Annotated in this window: 15 protein-coding genes; 3 read left to right on the top strand and 12 right to left on the bottom strand. The window is 70.5% G+C overall.

The window, feature by feature from the left end; all coding sequences use genetic code 11:
* The 4 genes from bamA to MKK64_RS04015 all read right to left on the bottom strand — a co-directional run.
* Window positions 1–2,069: outer membrane protein assembly factor BamA (gene bamA / locus MKK64_RS04030; RefSeq protein WP_243932318.1), on the bottom strand; the 2,069-nt coding region annotated here is incomplete at its 3' end.
* Window positions 2,070–2,492: 423 nt separating this feature from the next.
* Window positions 2,493–3,647: a M50 family metallopeptidase gene (locus MKK64_RS04025; protein ID WP_147728014.1), complete on the bottom strand. Its 1,155-nt coding sequence runs from the start codon at window positions 3,645–3,647 to the stop codon at window positions 2,493–2,495.
* 186 nt (window positions 3,648–3,833) lie between these two features.
* Window positions 3,834–5,441, bottom strand: coding sequence for a DHA2 family efflux MFS transporter permease subunit (locus MKK64_RS04020; protein ID WP_243932317.1), 1,608 nt, complete (start codon window positions 5,439–5,441; stop codon window positions 3,834–3,836).
* 5 nt (window positions 5,442–5,446) lie between these two features.
* On the bottom strand, window positions 5,447–6,667 hold the full coding sequence (locus MKK64_RS04015) for an HlyD family secretion protein (protein WP_243932316.1): 1,221 nt from the start codon (window positions 6,665–6,667) through the stop codon (window positions 5,447–5,449).
* 126 nt (window positions 6,668–6,793) lie between these two features.
* Between MKK64_RS04015 and MKK64_RS04010 the strand changes: the two genes are divergently transcribed.
* The gene (locus tag MKK64_RS04010; protein WP_243932315.1) at window positions 6,794–7,435 is read left to right on the top strand and encodes a TetR/AcrR family transcriptional regulator; all 642 of its coding nucleotides are present in this window, start codon (window positions 6,794–6,796) and stop codon (window positions 7,433–7,435) included.
* Between the two features lie 119 nt (window positions 7,436–7,554).
* Here the strand turns inward: MKK64_RS04010 and dxr are convergent, their stop codons facing one another.
* The 4 genes from dxr to pyrH all read right to left on the bottom strand — a co-directional run bounded on the left by dxr (window position 7,555) and on the right by pyrH (window position 11,210).
* Window positions 7,555–8,733, bottom strand: coding sequence for a 1-deoxy-D-xylulose-5-phosphate reductoisomerase (gene dxr, locus MKK64_RS04005; protein WP_243932314.1), 1,179 nt, complete (start codon window positions 8,731–8,733; stop codon window positions 7,555–7,557).
* Window positions 8,734–8,747: 14 nt separating this feature from the next.
* On the bottom strand, window positions 8,748–9,608 hold the full coding sequence (locus MKK64_RS04000; RefSeq protein WP_243932313.1) for a phosphatidate cytidylyltransferase: 861 nt from the start codon (window positions 9,606–9,608) through the stop codon (window positions 8,748–8,750).
* A 180-nt stretch (window positions 9,609–9,788) separates the two neighbouring features.
* On the bottom strand, window positions 9,789–10,352 hold the full coding sequence (frr, locus tag MKK64_RS03995; protein ID WP_147727743.1) for a ribosome recycling factor: 564 nt from the start codon (window positions 10,350–10,352) through the stop codon (window positions 9,789–9,791).
* Window positions 10,353–10,487: 135 nt separating this feature from the next.
* Window positions 10,488–11,210 (bottom strand): UMP kinase, encoded by a 723-nt coding sequence (gene pyrH / locus MKK64_RS03990; protein WP_147841986.1) that lies wholly within the window; start codon window positions 11,208–11,210, stop codon window positions 10,488–10,490.
* Window positions 11,211–11,394: 184 nt separating this feature from the next.
* On the opposite strand from pyrH, the gene MKK64_RS03985 reads away from it, so the two are divergent.
* Together MKK64_RS03985 and MKK64_RS03980 are read left to right on the top strand one after the other, a co-directional pair.
* Complete coding sequence (locus MKK64_RS03985; protein WP_243932312.1) at window positions 11,395–11,667, top strand: BrnT family toxin; 273 nt, start codon at window positions 11,395–11,397, stop codon at window positions 11,665–11,667.
* On the top strand, window positions 11,630–11,914 hold the full coding sequence (locus tag MKK64_RS03980) for a helix-turn-helix domain-containing protein (protein ID WP_210248617.1): 285 nt from the start codon (window positions 11,630–11,632) through the stop codon (window positions 11,912–11,914). The genes MKK64_RS03985 and MKK64_RS03980 overlap by 38 nt, the downstream gene beginning before the upstream one ends.
* Before the next feature lie 118 nt (window positions 11,915–12,032).
* Here the strand turns inward: MKK64_RS03980 and tsf are convergent, their stop codons facing one another.
* From tsf to MKK64_RS03960, 4 genes are all read right to left on the bottom strand, one after another.
* The gene (tsf, locus tag MKK64_RS03975) at window positions 12,033–12,953 is read right to left on the bottom strand and encodes a translation elongation factor Ts (protein ID WP_147727745.1); all 921 of its coding nucleotides are present in this window, start codon (window positions 12,951–12,953) and stop codon (window positions 12,033–12,035) included.
* Between the two features lie 121 nt (window positions 12,954–13,074).
* Window positions 13,075–14,142: a 30S ribosomal protein S2 gene (locus tag MKK64_RS03970; RefSeq protein ID WP_147727746.1), complete on the bottom strand. Its 1,068-nt coding sequence runs from the start codon at window positions 14,140–14,142 to the stop codon at window positions 13,075–13,077.
* Window positions 14,143–14,343: 201 nt separating this feature from the next.
* The gene (locus MKK64_RS03965) at window positions 14,344–15,087 is read right to left on the bottom strand and encodes a pseudouridine synthase (protein WP_243932311.1); all 744 of its coding nucleotides are present in this window, start codon (window positions 15,085–15,087) and stop codon (window positions 14,344–14,346) included.
* Window positions 15,084–16,004 (bottom strand): class I SAM-dependent methyltransferase, encoded by a 921-nt coding sequence (locus MKK64_RS03960; protein WP_147727748.1) that lies wholly within the window; start codon window positions 16,002–16,004, stop codon window positions 15,084–15,086. The genes MKK64_RS03965 and MKK64_RS03960 overlap by 4 nt, the downstream gene beginning before the upstream one ends.
* Window positions 16,005–16,017: the final 13 nt, after the last annotated feature.

Below are 16,017 nucleotides of genomic sequence, written 5' to 3'. Positions count from 1 at the left end.
GCGAAGCCGCGGACCAGCGACGGCCCGAGGAAGAACTGGTCGGTGATGCGCAGCGGGTTGCTGTCCAGCGCCTCGATGTGACCGCCCTGGAGGCGGACGAAGCCGACGACGTCCTCGTAGAGTTCCTTGTAGTACCGGGCGTCGCCGGTGACGCGGAAGAATTTCGAGTCGCCGCCGAGGCCCGCGACGTCGGGCTTCAGCTCGGCGTAGAGGCCGTTGCGGGGCGCGCCGATGACGTCCAGCGTCGAGTAGGCGAGCGTCAGGCCGGCGAGCGAGGTGAGCGTGTTGCCTTGGGAGCCCTTGATCGCGATCGAGGCCTCGCCGTTGTAGGCACAGGCCGGGTACTGGGCCAGCCCGCTGACGTCGCGGCCGTTGAGCTGCGCGCCGTTCGGGTAGACGCTGGTGATGCCCGGGATCGGGTTCGAGCAGTCGTTGTAGGGCTGCTTGATCGAGTTCGGGACCTTCAGCTCGGTGTTGTAGAGCGAGTAGCGCAGGGTCACGCCGAAGGCTTCGGTCACCGGCAGGCCGATACGGAGCTGGCCGCCGTAGACGGTGGTCTCGTAGCGCGAGTACCGGGTCAGGTCGCTGTACTTGTAGAACGCGTCGAAGCCGGCCGCGAGGCGGTAGCCGAGGAAGTACGGCTCGGTGAACGAGAAGTCGACGCCGCGCGAGTACTGGCCGCCGGTGCCGGCGACGCGGACGTACTGGCCGCGACCGAGGAAGTTCGACTCGGAGACCGAGACCTCGCCGATGATGCCGTCCTGGGTGGAGTAGCCGCCCGCCACCGAGAACGAGCCCGTGGGCTGATCCTCGACGTCGATGTTGATCACGACGCGGTCGGGCGAGGAGCCGGGCTCGTTCGAGAAGCGGACCTTCTTGAAGAAGCCGAGGCCGTTCAGGCGGCGCTCGGCGCGGTCGGTCAGCACGCGGTTGTAGGCGTCGCCCTCGGCGATATCGAGCTCGCGGCGGATGACGTAGTCGCGGGTGCGGGTGTTGCCGCGGATGTTGATGCGCTCGACGTAGACGCGCGGGCCGTCCTCGACGACGAAGCCGAGGGAGACCTGGTGGGTCGCGCGGTCGCGCTGGCCGGTCGGGCGGACCTGGGCGAAGGGATAGCCGGCCCGGGCGACGTCGTTGGTCAGGCCCGACAGGGTCTTCTCGACGTCCTCGGCGTTGTAGACGTCGCCGACCGTGGTGCGGATCTCGCCGTCGAGGTTCTTCGTGTCGAGGCCCGGCAGGCGGGAATCCACCGCCACGGCGCCGACCGTGTACTGCTCGCCCTCCTCGACCGTGACCGTGATCACCCAGCCGTTGGCGTCCGGGCCCTCGACGTAGCGGGCGTCGGCGTTGACGATGCGGAAGTCGGCGTAGCCCTTGCGCAGGTAGTAGCGGCGGACGAGGTCGAGATCGTTGGCGATGCGATCGGGATCGTAGACGTCGGAGGTCTTGATGAACGACAGGAAGTTCATCTCGGACGAGGAGACCAGCCCCTTCAGCGTCCGCTCGCTCACGGCGTTGTTGCCGACGAAGGTGATCGACACGATGCCGGTCTTATCGCCCTCGTCGATCTGGTAGATCACGTCGATCGAACCGTTGGGCAGGTCGACGGTGCGGTAGGTGACCTTGGCGGTCCCGCGGCCGGCGCGGCGGTAGACTTCCTTGATCCGCGCCATGTCGGACTTGATCACGGCCTCGTTGAAGGCGCCGCGGGCCTTGGCCTCGACCTGCCCTTCGAGCGTGGCCTTCTCGATCTTCTTGTTGCCCTCGAACACGACCCGGTTGATCAGGTTGTTCTCGCGGACCGTCACGACGGTGCGGCCGCCGCTGGCGGCGACCTTCACGTCCGCGAACATGCCGCTGGCGAGCAGGTTGCGGCGGGCTTCCTCGGCGGAGCCCGATGCGGTGCCGGTGACGTAGGAACGGATGGTGTCGGCATCGACGCGGCGGTTGCCCTGAACGACGATCTGCTGGGCCTGCGCGACCCCGGTCAGCGCAATGCCCGCCGCGGCGGCTAGGACGATGGTCCGCTTCACCGACTTGCGCCGGTGCTTCCCCGTCATCGACATCATCTATTCGCCCGTCTGTCTTATCATCGGATCGGGTTCGCACCCGCCACGAGCGACCGTTGACCGGCCGTCCCGTAATACCTGGTCCAAGCGTAGCTCTTAGCGGGATTCCCCTGCCAAGCAAACGGCGCGGGGGGTGCTATGACCGGGATTTTGGGGGCCGTGGCCTTCAGGCCACTTAACGCTCCTGCAAAGTTCCCATCCATTTCGTCGCAGGGTAAACGAACGGTAAATCCCTGCCCCAACACGAAAATCCCGAGCCGTGCCGGATCCGGGAAACGTCCTCGTAACCCTTCCACGGCCTCCCGCCAGGGGACTCGCCGGGGGCCGGTCAGACGCCGCCGGAGGCCGCCGCGCGCGCAATCGCGGCGGGATTGCGGCGACCGCCTCGTGGGCGGCGCGCGGGGACCGAGCGCGGTGCCGCGCTCAGGTCGCGCGCCAGGAGGCGCCGAGGTTCAGGATGTCGTTCCAGGCCGCGAAGATCATCAGCACCAGCACGAGGGCGAGCCCGACGCGGAAGCCGATCTCCTGGGCGCGCTCGCTCAAGGGGCGGCCGCGCACCACCTCGAAGGCGTAGAACAGCAGGTGGCCGCCATCGAGCAGCGGCACCGGGAACAGGTTGAGCAGACCGATCGAGACCGAGAGCAGCGCGATCAGCCCGATCAGCGCACCGATGCCGCCGACCTTGGCGACCTCGCCGGAGACGCGGGCGATGCCGATCGGCCCGGAGAGCTGGTCGGCGGATTCGCGGCCGGTCACCAGCTTGCCGAGGTAGGAGAAGGTGCGCTCGACCACGAACACCGTCTCGTGCACGCCGAGGCCGAGGGAGGCGACCGGGCCGTAGGTGACCAGCTTCGCCTCGGAGGCAGCCGGCGAGCGGATGCCGAGGCGCCCGATGCGGTGGCGGCCGAACTTGGTGCTCTCCTCGTAAACCGACGGCGTCGCGACGATCGGCACGTCGGCCCCGGCCCGCTCGACGACGAAGTTCAGCGGCGTTCCGGCGCTGCCGGTGACGATGCGGTACATCGTGTTGAAATCGGGGATCGGCTCGCCGTCGATGCTCTTCACGAGGTCGCCGGTCTGGAAGCCGGCCTGCGCCGCCGCGCTGCTGGGATCGATCGCCGAGACCCGGGCCGGCAGCTCGAGACGGCCGCCGAGCCAGATCGCGCCGGCGAACAGCAGGATCGCGAGGATGAAGTTCGCCACCGGGCCGGCGACGACGATCGCCGCGCGCTTGGCCACCGGCTGGGTCGGGAAGCTGATCGCCCGCTCCTGCGGCGTCATCCGCGCGATGGTGTCGGCATCCGGAATGCTGGCGCCGTTGGCGTCGCCGTGGAACTTGACGTACCCGCCGAGCGGGATCGCGCAGAGCTTCCAGCGGGTGCCGTGGCGGTCGTTGAAGCCGACGAGCTCCGGCCCGAAGCCGATCGAGAACGCGTGGACGCCGACGCCGCACCAGCGTCCGACGAGGAAGTGCCCCATCTCGTGGACGAAGACCACGACGGTCAGCACGAACAGGAACGGGATCACCGCACCGAAGAAGCCGGTGGCCGTGCCGCCCATCGCGGTCAGGAAATCCATGCGTCGATCCTCGGGCCGCGATCGGGCCTTGCACTCCGCTCTAGCAGATCGGGGCGGTGGTGATCCAACGCAAACCTGCGCCGACGAAACGCCAGCGTGGCACGAGCGCGCGGCGGCGGCGATGCGGGCGCGGCGCGAACCCGCCTTTTCCCCGCTATCCCCCCGCCCCCCCGCCTCGCCTGCCCGTCAGTGCCCGCCTCCCCCGGCGGCCGCCGCCGCGGGCCTGCGGATCAGGGGCGTGGCCAGCGCCATCAGCAGGAACAGGCCGGTGAGAACGAGGAACACGTCCTCGAAGCTCATCACCAGCCCCTGCATCCGCACGGTGTTGGTCATCGCCTTCAGGGCCATCTTCTCGGCGTCGCCGCCGGTCGCCTCGAACTGGCGGCGCATCGCGTCGAGGCGCTCCAGGGCCGCGCCGTTGGCCCAGGTGAAGCGCTCGTGCAGGCGCTCGAGGTGCAGGTCCCAGCGATCGTTGAGCAGGGTGTTGATCAGCGCGAGCCCGACCGCGCCGCCGAGGTTCCGCGTGAGGTTGTAGAGGCCGGACGCGTTCTTGATCCGGGCCGGCGGCAGGGTGCCGAGCGCGATGTTGTTGATCGGGATCATGCACAGCATCAGCGAGCAGCCGCGCAGGACCTGCGGCCACAGCAGCTCCCAGAAGTCCCAATCCTTGGTCAGCCCGGTGACGATCCAGGTCCCGGCGGCGAAGCCCGAGAACCCGATCGCCATCAGGATGCGCGGGTCGACCTTGCCGGAGAACCGCCCGGCGATCGGCGCGGTGGCGAACATGCACAGGCCCGAGACGAACATCGTCTCGCCGATCTGCAGCGCCGAGTAGCCGCGGATCCGCGCGAGGTAGACCGGGTAGAGGTAGGTCAGCCCGTAGAGGCCGATGCCGAGGACGAAGCTCGCCGCGCAGCCCGCGGCGAAGTTGCGGTCGGCGAAGGCGCGCAGGTCCACGATCGGCTGCTTCGCGGTGAAGACCCGCCAGAAGAAGCCGACCGCCGAGACCGTGCCGATGACGCTGCAGATCGCCACCGCGTCGTCCTGCAGCCAATCGTGGTTCGGCCCCTCCTCGAGCACGTATTCGAGGCAGCCGAGGAAGCCCGCCATGCCGGCGAGCCCGTACCAGTCGAAGCTGTTGAACAGGTCGAGGTTCGGCTCGTCGAAGTCGACGAGGAAGAAGGTCGAGACCGTGACGGCGATGCCGGGCACCACGTTGATCAGGAACAGCCAGTGCCAGGAGCCGAGGTCCGTCAGGTAGCCGCCGACCGTCGGGCCGATGGTCGGCGCCAGCGTCGCCACGAGGCCGATCATCGGCGAGACGATCGAGCGCTTGGACGGCGGGAAAATGGTGAAGGCCGAGGCGAACACCGTTGGGATCATGCCGCCGCCGATGAAGCCCTGCAGCGCGCGCCAGACGATCATCTCGTCGATCGAGGAGGCGGTGGCGCACATCACGCTCATCAGCGTGAAGCCGCCGGCCGAGATCACGAACATCCACCGGGTCGAGAGCACCCGCGAGAGGGTGCCCGAGAGCGGGATCGAGATCACCTCGGCGATCAGGTAGCTGGTCTGGACCCAGGGGATCTCGTCGCCCGACGCCGAGAGGCCGGCCTGGATCTCGTTGAGCGAGGCCGAGACGATCTGGATGTCCAGGATCGCCATGAACATCCCGAACACCATGCACAGGAACGCCACCATCCGGCGGCGGTCGAGCGGCGGCTCGGCCGTCGCGGCGGGCGACGCCGCGGGGATGGGGGCTCGGCCGGGGCCGGCGGCGGCGGTCGCGGCCATGGCGGTCAGTCCTGCTTATGCGCGGTCCGCAGGAGCGGCGCGTCGGCGCCGTCGCGGGTGTCGATGCGGACCGTCACCGACAGGCCGGGCCGGAGCAGGCCCTCGGCGGCGACGTCAGCCGGCACCTTCACCCGCACCGGCAGGCGCTGGACGATCTTAGTGAAGTTGCCGGTCGCGTTGTCGGGCGGCAGCAGGCTAAACACCGAGCCCGAGGCGGGCGAGAGCGACTCGACCTCGCCCGCGATCTCGCGGTCGGGATAGGCGTCGACCTCGATGCGCACGTGCTGCCCGGGGCGGACGCGCACGAGCTGGGTCTCCTTGAAGTTCGCATCGATGCGGACGCTCTTGAGTGGCACCAGGGCGGCGACGCGCGAGCCCGGCGCGACGTAGGCGCCGGCCTCCACCGCCTTGTTGCCGACGACCCCGTCGAACGGTGCCCGGATCGTCGAGAAGGCGACGTCGCGCTTGGCGCGGTCGACGGCGGTGCGCAGCTCGGCCGCGAGGCTCTCGGCCTCGCGCTGCTGGGCGTGCAGAACCTCGACGTTGGCCTTGGCCGCGATCAGACCGGCCTCGGCCCCCTTGACCGCGGCATCGGTGCGGTCGCGGTCGGCCTTGGCCTGGTCGAGGCGGGATTTCGCGACGTAGTCGGCCTGCATCTGGGTCGCGCGGTTGTAGTCGGCGAGCGCCCGCACCGCGTCGGCCTTGGTGGCGTCGATCTGGGCGGCCATCTGCACGACCTGCGCCTGCGCCGCCTCGGCCTGCCGGCCGATCCGCACGATGGTGCTCTCCTGGGTCGCGAGCTTGTCCTGCGCCGCCTGCTGCGCGAGCCGGTAGTCGCCGTCGTCGAGCCGGGCGATCACGTCACCCTTCTTGACCGACTGCCCGTTCACCACCGGGACGGCTTCGAGGTAGCCGGAGATCTTGGCGGCGAGCACCGAGATGTCCGCCTGCACGTAGGCGTCGTCGGTCGTGACGAAGAACCGCCCGACGGTCCAGTACTGCCAGCCCTGGTAGCCGCCCCCGGCCAACGCCGCGCAGAGCAGGCCGGCCAGGACGAGCGTCTTGCGCGAGCGCTTCCTGACCACCGGGGCCTCGGCGGGAACCGGGACGTGGGACGAGGCCGCGGCCGCCTTCGGCGTGGCGCGCGGCGCCTCGGCGCGCTCGTCCCGCACGGCGTCGGCCGCCTCGGCCGCATCGATCCGGTCGCCATCCTCGCGCAACGACATGCCCGAAATCCCAGCTTGAAACTTGCTGACCGAACGGTTCGGTCATCGACGAGGACGATTGACGTCCGCCGTTCCGACGCAGTAGATATCATTGACCGAACGGTTCGGTCAATCAGGATCGCCAAGATGCCCGCGACCTCCGCGACGCTGGAACGAGACGCCGTCACGCCCGAGAGCGACAAGCGCCGCCAGATCCTCGACGGCGCGCGCCAGGTCTTCATGGGCGCGGGCTTCGACGGCGCGAGCATGGGCGAGATCGCTCGCACGGCCGGCGTCTCGAAGGGCACGCTCTACGTCTACTTCGACAGCAAGGAGGCGCTGTTCGAGGCGCTGACCCTGGAGGAGAAGCGGGGCTTGGCCGAGGCCCTGTTCCTGCTGGATGCCGACGACCCCGACGTCGCCGCGGTGCTGACGCGGCTCGGCACCACCTACCTCATCGAGATGGTGCGGCCCGAGCACGTGGCGGTGATCCGCATGGTGATCGGCGCCTGCGAGAAGTTCCCGCGCTTCGGGCAGGCCTTCTTCGAGGCCGGCCCGGCGATGGGCGTGACGCGGCTCACCGCCTACCTCGACGCGCAGGTGGCGGCCGGGCGCCTGAACGCGGCGGACACGAACCTCGCCGCCAAGCACTTCCTGCATCTCTGCCAGGCCGGCCTGCTGACGCGCCTGCTGTTCCACGCCGGCGATCCGGTGACGCGGGAGGAGATCGACTATCGCATCCGCGAGGCCGTGCGGGTGTTCTTCGCGGGCTACGGCCCGGGGCGCTGAGGCACGCCCTTCGCTCCCGACGACGTGCGGATGCGGCCAGGCCTCGACTCCGAGCACCCTTTCCTCCCCCGCTCAAGGGGGGAGGGAAACGCCGGTGCGGATCGGAAAACCCGTCGCGCTCAGCCGGCCGCGCGCATCCGCGGCAAAGCGGCCGTGCTCCAGGCCCGCACCTCGGCGTCGATCGCCAGGGCCTCCTCGACGCCGTCGGGGGCGGTGCGGTGGATCCCCGCGAAATGCGCGATCGCGCGCTCGACGAGGTCGGCGATGCCGTAGAACGGGATCGTGCCGGCGATGAAGGCCGCCACCGCGATCTCGTTGGCCGCGTTCATCACCGTCGGCGCCGCGCCGCCCTCGGCGAGCGCCGCGCGGGCGATCCGCAGGCACGGGAAGCGCGCCTCGTCGGCGGCCTCGAAGGTGAGGCTGCCCAAAGCCACGAGGTCGAGGGACCGGCCGCGGGCGATGGTCAGGCGGTCGCCGAGGCCGAGGCAATGCGAGATCGGCACGCGCATGTCGGGCAGCGCCAGCTCGGCGGTGACGGCGCCGTCGAGCCAGTAGATCATCCCGTGGATCACCGATTGCGGATGCACCACCACGTCGAGGCGGCCCGGCTCGATGCCGAACAGGTGGTGCGCCTCGATCAGCTCCAGCCCCTTGTTCATCAGGGAGGCGGAATCGATGTTGATCTTCATCCCCATCGACCAGGTCGGGTGGGCGGCGGCCTCCGCCGGCGAGGCGGCGGCGATGCGCTCGCGCGTCCAGGTCCGGAACGGGCCGCCGGAGGCGGTGATCATCATGGTGCGCACGTCTTCCAGCGGCCGGCCGGCCATCGCCTGGCTGAGCGCGTCGTGCTCGGAATCCATCGGCAGGATCGTTGCGCCGTAGCGCTTGGCGTCGCGCATGAAGGCGTCGCCGGCGCAGACCAGGCTCTCCTTGTTGGCGAGCGCGACCTGCCGCCCGAGGCGGAGCGCCTCGTGGGTCGGCTTCAGGCCGGCGGCCCCGCTGATTGCCGCGACGACGATGTCGGCCTCCTGCGCCACCGCGTCGAGCACCGCCGCCTCGCCCGCCCCGGACGGGATGCCGGAGCCCGACAGCGCCTCGGCGAGCGCCGCGCCGCCGGCCGGATCGGCGAGCGCGGCGAAGCGCGCGCCGGTCTCGCGCGCGACCTTGGCCAGGGCCGCCGCATCGCGGCCGCCGACCACCGCGCCCACCCGGAAGCGATCCGGGTGCTGGGCGAGGAGGTCGGTGGTCGAGCGGCCGATCGAGCCCGTGGCGCCCAGGATGGTGACGGTGTGGGTCACGGCGAAAAACTCCGTCAGGCCGCGAAGCGGCGCAGGATCAGGTACAGGCCGGCGAGCAACGCGACCGCGAAGAACCCGTCGAGCCGGTCCATCACCCCGCCATGGCCGGGAATGGACTTGCCGGAATCCTTGACGCCGTAGCGGCGCTTCAGGGCCGATTCGACGAGGTCGCCCCCCTGGCTCAGGACCGAGGCGACGGCGCTGGCGAGCCCGACCCAGACGAGGCCGGTCTCGGCGAGCGGGCTCCAGCCCTGCGCCCGGGCGAGCGCGACGACCGCGAGACCGGCGGCCACCGCGCCCGCGAGCCCGCCGAGCGCGCCGGACCACGTCTTCTTCGGCGACACCCGCGGCATCAGCTTCGGCCCGCCGAGCGTCCGGCCGGTGAAGTAGGCCACCACGTCGGTCGACCACACCACGGCGAACATCCAGGCCGGCCCGAGGATGCCGATCGCCGGCGCGTCGCGGAGCGCCACCGGCACCAGGGCGACGACCGCGCCGCCGAACAGGCCGCCGAGCGCCCGCAGGCGCCCGGCCGCCCCCTCCGCCACGATCAGGCAGAGCGCAGCGCCGAGCGCCAGGAGCACCGGCACCGCGTAGGTCGGCGCGTCGCCCTCAAAGCATGCCGCCGCCAGGATCAGCGTGCCGGCGACGATGGCCAGCAGCGCGCGCCGCGGCGTCGTCCGGCTCATGCCGATCCATTCGGCGGCGCCGACGATCCCGGCGGCGAGCCAGATCACGGCGAAGGCCCAGCCGCCGAGCACCAGGGCCGCCACGACGATCGCCGCCAGCACGAGCCCGGAGACCACGCGCAGGCCGAACTCGCGGTTCGCGAACGGGTTCTTCCGCGCGCCGACCGCCCTGTCGTCGGCGGCCATCACCGCGCCCTCGAACCGTCGGTCCGCGCGGATGCAAGGCGCGCAGAGTGCTTCCCGTCCACGCGTCCCCTCTCCGTCACGTCGCCGGCCCCGGGGCAGCCGGCCCGGTCTAGCGTTTCCTCACAGGTCGGCGCAGGCACCGTCACGCCCCCTCCCCTCGGGAGCGGGGCCGAGGCCGCCTCACACCTGCATGATTTCCTTTTCCTTGGACGCCAGCACCCCGTCGACCTCGGCGATGTGCTGGTCGGTGACCTTCTGCACTTCCGTGGCCTGGCGCTTCTCGTCGTCCTCGGAGATGGCGCTGTCCTTGAGCAGCTTCTTGAGGTGGTCGAGCCCGTCGCGGCGCACGTGGCGGACCGCGACGCGGGCCTCCTCGGTGTACTTGTGCGCGACCTTGACCATCTCCTTGCGGCGCTGCTCGTTCATCTCGGGGATGCGCAGGCGGATGGTCTGGCCTTCCGTCTGCGGATTGAGCCCGAGATCGGATTCGCGGATCGCCTTCTCGACGGCCGTGACCATGCCGCGGTCCCACACCGAGATCGACAGCAGGCGCGGCTCGGGCACGCTCACGGTGGCGACCTGCGCCATCGGCATCGAGGCGCCGTAGGCGTCGACCTGGATCGGGTCGAGGATGCTCGGCGTCGCGCGGCCGGTACGCAGCGAGCCGAGATCCTTGGAGAGCGCCGTGACCGCGCCCTGCATGCGGCGCTTGATGTCGGCGAGGTCGAAGTCCGGTGTAGCCATTGTCTCAGAGTTCCCGAAACGTCTTCACTGTTCGTCGGTCGAGCCGGCCCGCCGGGCCGGAGCGCGTCGGCGCCTCAATGAACGAAATCCCGTGAGGCCGCAAACCGCAACGCCCCTCGGGGCCGCCCGCCGTCCTCAGGGCACGACCAGGGTCGAGGGTGCGTGCCCGGTGAGGATCGCGGTGATCGAGGAGGGCGGGTGCACCGAGCCGACCACGATCGACAGCCGGCTCTCGCGGGCGAGCGCGAAGGCGGCGGTGTCCATGATCTTGAGGTCGCGGGCGATCGCCTCGTCGTGGGTGATGCGGTCGTAGCGGGTCGCCTCCGGATGGGTCTTCGGGTCGGCCGAGTAGACGCCGTCGACCTGCGTCGCCTTCAGGACCGCGTCGCAGCGGAGCTCGGCCGCGCGCAGCACGGCGGCGGTGTCGGTGGTGAAGAACGGGTTGCCGGTACCGCCGGCGAGCACGACCACCTGGCCCTTGTCGAGGTGGTGCAGGGCCGGCTGGCGCGCGTAGGTCTCGCAGATCGTCGGCATCGAGACCGCCGACATCGTGCGCGCGGGGACGCCGGCCGCGTTGAGCGCGGTCTCGAGCGCGAGCGAGTTCATCACCGTGGCCATCATGCCGAGCGAGTCGCCGGTGGCCCTGTCGATGAACCCGGCCTGCGAGATCCGCGCGCCGCGGATCATGTTGCCGCCGCCGACCACCAGCGCGACCTCGATCCCGGCCTCGATGGCGCGGGCGATGTCCTCGGCGAGGCCCGCCAGCGTCGGCGGATGGAGCCAGTACCCGTCGGGGGCGGCCAGCGCCTCGCCCGAGAGTTTCACCAGCACCCGGCGAAACGGCGTCGTCTCCGGCATCGTCCACCTCATAGGGTCCGGCGACACGGCCGAACCTGATCCAGAACCGAGGGGCTTCTACGTCAGGCCGCCCGGGACCGTCGAGGCCCCGGAGACCGCTCTCCGCGGAGCGGCTGCGAAAAATCGGTTGCCGGCCTCGGATGTCGCCTTATTGGAAGTACGGGATTTCCGTATCATTGGTACGATGAGCGAGCCGTTCGATCCCGGCAAGGATGCGATCAACCGCGAACGGCACGGCCTGTCGCTCGCGTTCGGCGACAGGATCATGGCGGACGAGGCCCACCCGATCATTCCATCCGTCCGGCCGCGGGACGGCGAGGAACGTTTCAAGGCCATTGGTCTGGTCGAGGGCAAACTCCGAGCGGCCGTGTTCACCTGGCGAAACGGGCGGCCACGGTTCATCTCTGTGAGGCGAAGCAATGCCGGTGAAGGACGAGCCTACGATTCTGGCCTCTGAGACCAGCGACCCGGAGGATTTCGATGTCCCCGCGACGGCTTTGGATCGGGCGCAGAAGGCCCGGCTGATCCGGATGGCGCGCACGACGCTGGGCCTTTCGCAAGCCGCGTTCGCCCTCAGGTTCCGTGTCCCGCTCGGAACCCTGCGCGATTGGGAACAGGCTCGGACCACGCCTCCCGATTTCGCGGTCGCCTACGTTCGCGTCATCGCCCGGCATCCGGACATGGTCGCCGCAGCCATCGCTTGAGCGAGACGCCGGCGGCTTCGTCGGGTGCCGGAACGCGAAGAGCCCCGGCCTTGCGGCCGAGGCTCCTCGGAAGAACCTATCATGTCGCTCAGCGCGACATGACTCAGCGCAACTTGGCTCAGCGCGACATGGCGGCGACTTCGGAGGCGAAGTCGGGGCCCTCTTCCTTCTCGATGCCGTCGCCGAGGGCGTAGCGCACGAAGCCGGTGAGCGCGACCGGGGCGCCGGCCTTGCCGGCGGCCTCCTTGATCACCTGGGTGATCGTCTTCGAGCCGTCGTGCACGAAGGGCTGCTCCAGGAGGGTGACCTCCTTGTAGTAGCTCTTCAAGCCGCTCTCGACGATCTTCGCCATCACGTGGTCGGGCTTGCCGGCGTTCTTCTCGCGCAGGATGTTCGACTCGCGCTCCAACGTGGCGGCGTCGACGCCGGAGGCGTCGAGCGCCACCGGGTTGGTGGCGGCGACGTGCATCGCGATCTGGCGGCCGAGCGTCGACAGGTATTCGACGTCGCCCTCCGACTCGAGCGCGACCAGCACGCCGATCTTGCCGAGGCCCTCGGAGATCTGGCCGTGGACGTAGCTCGCGATCACGCCCTTGGTCACGTCGAGCTTGGCGACGCGGCGCAGGTTCATGTTCTCGCCGATGGTGGCGATGAGGTTCTGCAGCTTCTCCGAGACGGTCTCGCTGCCGCCGGGGAAGTGCGCGGCCTGGAGGCTGTCCAGGGTGCCGTCGGAATCGAGCGCCATCTTGGCGGCTTCGCGGGCGAAGGCCTGGAAGGCGTCGTTGCGGGCGACGAAGTCGGTCTCGGAATTCACCTCGACGATGGCGGCGTGGTGTCCGGAGGACTCCACGGCGACGAGGCCCTCGGCGGCGACGCGGCCGGCCTTCTTGGCGGCCTTGGCGAGGCCCTTGGTGCGGAGCCAGTCGACGGCGGCCTCGAGGTCGCCCTGCGTCTCGTTGAGCGCGCCCTTGCAGTCCATCATGCCCGCGCCGGTCTTCTCGCGGAGTTCCTTCACCATCGCGGCGGTGATGTTGGCCATGGCCGGTCCTTTCGTCATCTCAGATGAGAGGAGCCCGACGTCCAGGGGTGAACGCCGGGCCCGAATGTGGTGGTGCGGATCACGGCGCCCCGGATGGGGCCGCCGCGATCCCGGCGGGCGATCAGGCAGCGGCCTGGGCCTCGACGAAGCCGCGGGCCTGGGCGACCCAGCCGTCGCGGCCGAAGCGGTCGTTGAGCTTCAGATCGGCGTCGACCTTGGCGACGTCTTCCGGGCTCATCGCGGCGATCTGCCAGTAGTGGTAGATGCCGGCGTCGTTGAGCTTCTGCACGATCTGCGGGCCGGCGCCGTGGAGCTTGGACAGGTCGTCCGGCGCGCCGCGGGGGGCGGCGAGCAGCTCGAAATGCTCGGTCGACTCGGCGAGCATCGCGACGTCGGCCGGATCGAGGGCCCCCGACTCCACCGAGACGGCGGCGGCCTCGTCCGACGGAAGCTCCTCGGCCATCGGCTCCTCGGAGGCGCCGAGGTCGACGCCCGACGAGCCCTGGCCGCGCGAGATGCCGTCGATGGCGGCGCGGGCGATCAGGTCGCAGTAGAGCGCGATGGCGCGGCCGGCGTCGTCGTTGGCCGGGACGACGTAGGTGATGCCGTCCGGGTTGCAGTTGGTGTCGACGATGGCGGCGACCGGGATCCCGAGGCGCTGGGCCTCCTTGATCGCGAGCTGCTCCTTGTTGGTGTCGATCACGAACAGCAGGTCGGGCACGCCGCCCATGTCCTTGATGCCGCCGAGCGCCTTCTCGAGCTTGTCCTTCTCACGGGACAGCATCAGGCGCTCCTTCTTGGTGAGGCCGGGGCCGCCGGTGTCGAGGGTCTCGTCGACCTTGCGCAGGCGCGAGATCGAGCCGGAGATGGTCTTCCAGTTGGTCAGCATGCCGCCGAGCCAGCGGGAGTTGACGTAGTACTGGGCCGAACGCTTGGCGGCCTCGGCGATCGTGTCGGCCGCCTGGCGCTTGGTGCCGACGAACAGCACGCGGCCGCCCTTGGCGACCGTGTCGCTCACCGCCTGCAGCGCGGTGTGCAGCGCCGGCACCGTCTGGGCGAGGTCGATGATGTGGATGTTGTTGCGGGTGCCGAAGATGTAGGGCTGCATCTTCGGGTTCCAGCGGTGCGACTGGTGCCCGAAATGGGCGCCGGCCTCGAGGAGCTGGCGCATGGTGAAATCGACGGCCATGAGTCTTTCGCTTTCTTTCCGGTTTATGCCGCCGCGGAGGTAGCGACCGGCCGACGGATCGGCCGATCACCGGAAACGCCCCATTCAGGCATGGGGCCGGCTCCGCGTGTGGAATGGGCGGGGCCTTAGCAGATGTTGGCCGCCAGGGCAACGGTATCGCCGGGGCGCCGGAAACCCCAGGCAGCGAACTCGAGGCCGGGATTAGGCGGCGGAAAAGACGTTCGCCACGTCCGCCGCGTCCATCACCCGATACGCCCCCGCCGGCAGGTCCGCCGGCAGGGCGAGGCCGCCGATCCGGTCGCGATGGAGCGCGGTGACGTGGTTGCCCATCGCCGCGAACATGCGGCGGACCTGATGATAGCGGCCCTCGTGCAGGGTCACGGTGGCATGCGTCGCGTCCTCGGCGGAGAAGCCCACCGGCAGGAGCGGCTTGTCGTCGTCCTCCAGCATCAGGGTCCCGGCGGCGAGGATCGCGCCCTCGTCGCCCTTCAGCGGGCGGTCGAGCGTCACGCGGTAGCGCTTGGCCACGTTGGCCTTGGGCGCGATGATCCGATGCAGCAGCGCACCGTCGTCGGTGAGCAGCAGCAGGCCCGAGGTCTCCTTGTCGAGGCGGCCGACGGTGGAGAGCGCCGGGTCGCGGCGGCGCCAGCGCTCGGGCAGGAGCCCGTAGACCAGCGGGCCGGCCTCCTTGTGCGAGCAGGTGACGCCGAGCGGCTTGTGCAGCATCAGCGCGAGGCCGGGGGGCGGGTCGATGCCCGCGCCGTCGACGGCCAGACGCGTGGGCAGGTCCGGCGTCACGGCGATGCGGGCGTCCGCGTCGGCGAGGGCCGCGCCGTCCAGAACGATGCGTCCGGCCCGCGCCAGGGCGGCGATCTCGCGGCGCGAGCCGTAGCCGAGGTTGGCCAGCAGCTTGTCGAGCCGGGCGGTCGGGGCCTTGGCGCTCATTTGCGCGCCTCGAACACCTTGTAGCCGTGGGCGGACGCCTTCACCGTCACGGCCTTGAAGGCCTCGGCGAGCACGCGCTCGTAGGGCAGGTGCGCGTTGGCCGTCAGCCACAGGCTGCCGCCGGGGCGCAAGGCCTCCGCGGCACGGCGGATGAAGACCTGCCCGAGCTTCTGGTCCTCGGCGCCGCCGTCGTGGAACGGCGGGTTGGTCACCACGAAGTCGAGGCGCGTCAGGCCGGGATCCGCCGCGCGGATGTCGGCCCAGCGGATGGTGCTGCGCGGGTCGCCGACGTTGCGGCGCGCCATCTCGACGGCGCGGCGGTCGATGTCGATCAGCGTGAGCGCGGTGACGGCGGGCGAGGCCAGCACCGCGCGCGCCAGGATGCCGAGGCCGCAGCCGAAATCGGCGCCGCCGCCCTTCAGCGCCGGCAGGGTCGCGAGCAGAAGCGCGCTGCCGGGATCGAGCCGGTCCCACGAGAAGATGCCGGGCTGCGTGCACAGGGAAAGGTTGTCGATGTGGCGCGGCGCCCCCTCCTCCAGCGCGGCGGCCAGCGGCAGGTCGCCCTCGGGCCGGACGACGCGGCAGATCCGGTGATGGCGACGGGCCTCCTCGGCGCTGGTGCAGCCGAGATCCGTCAGCTCGCGCGCCAGCCGCGCGCCGCCCCGATCCTTCGGGGCCATCGCCAGGAGCTCGCCGCCGGGCCGCAGCGCCCGCAGCGCCTGCGCCAGCACGAAGCGGCGTTCCACGGTGCCGGGCGGCGCCAGCATCCGAACCTGCGCGAGGCTCGCATCCGCGCAATCCTCCAGCCGGGCGGACCCGGGAACGAGGGGCGAGAGCTGGACGGCGTCCGGTGGAACCTCGGCGAGCTCGGCCGGCGGCAGGCCGTAGACGGCGTCGGAGATGGCGGTTTCGGGCATGGGTGACGGGAAT

The organism is Methylobacterium sp. E-025 (assembly GCF_022829705.1).
GTDB lineage: Bacteria > Pseudomonadota > Alphaproteobacteria > Rhizobiales > Beijerinckiaceae > Methylobacterium.
The sequence above is the reverse complement of the archived record's forward strand: the minus strand, read 5'-3'. Positions and strand labels throughout refer to the sequence as shown.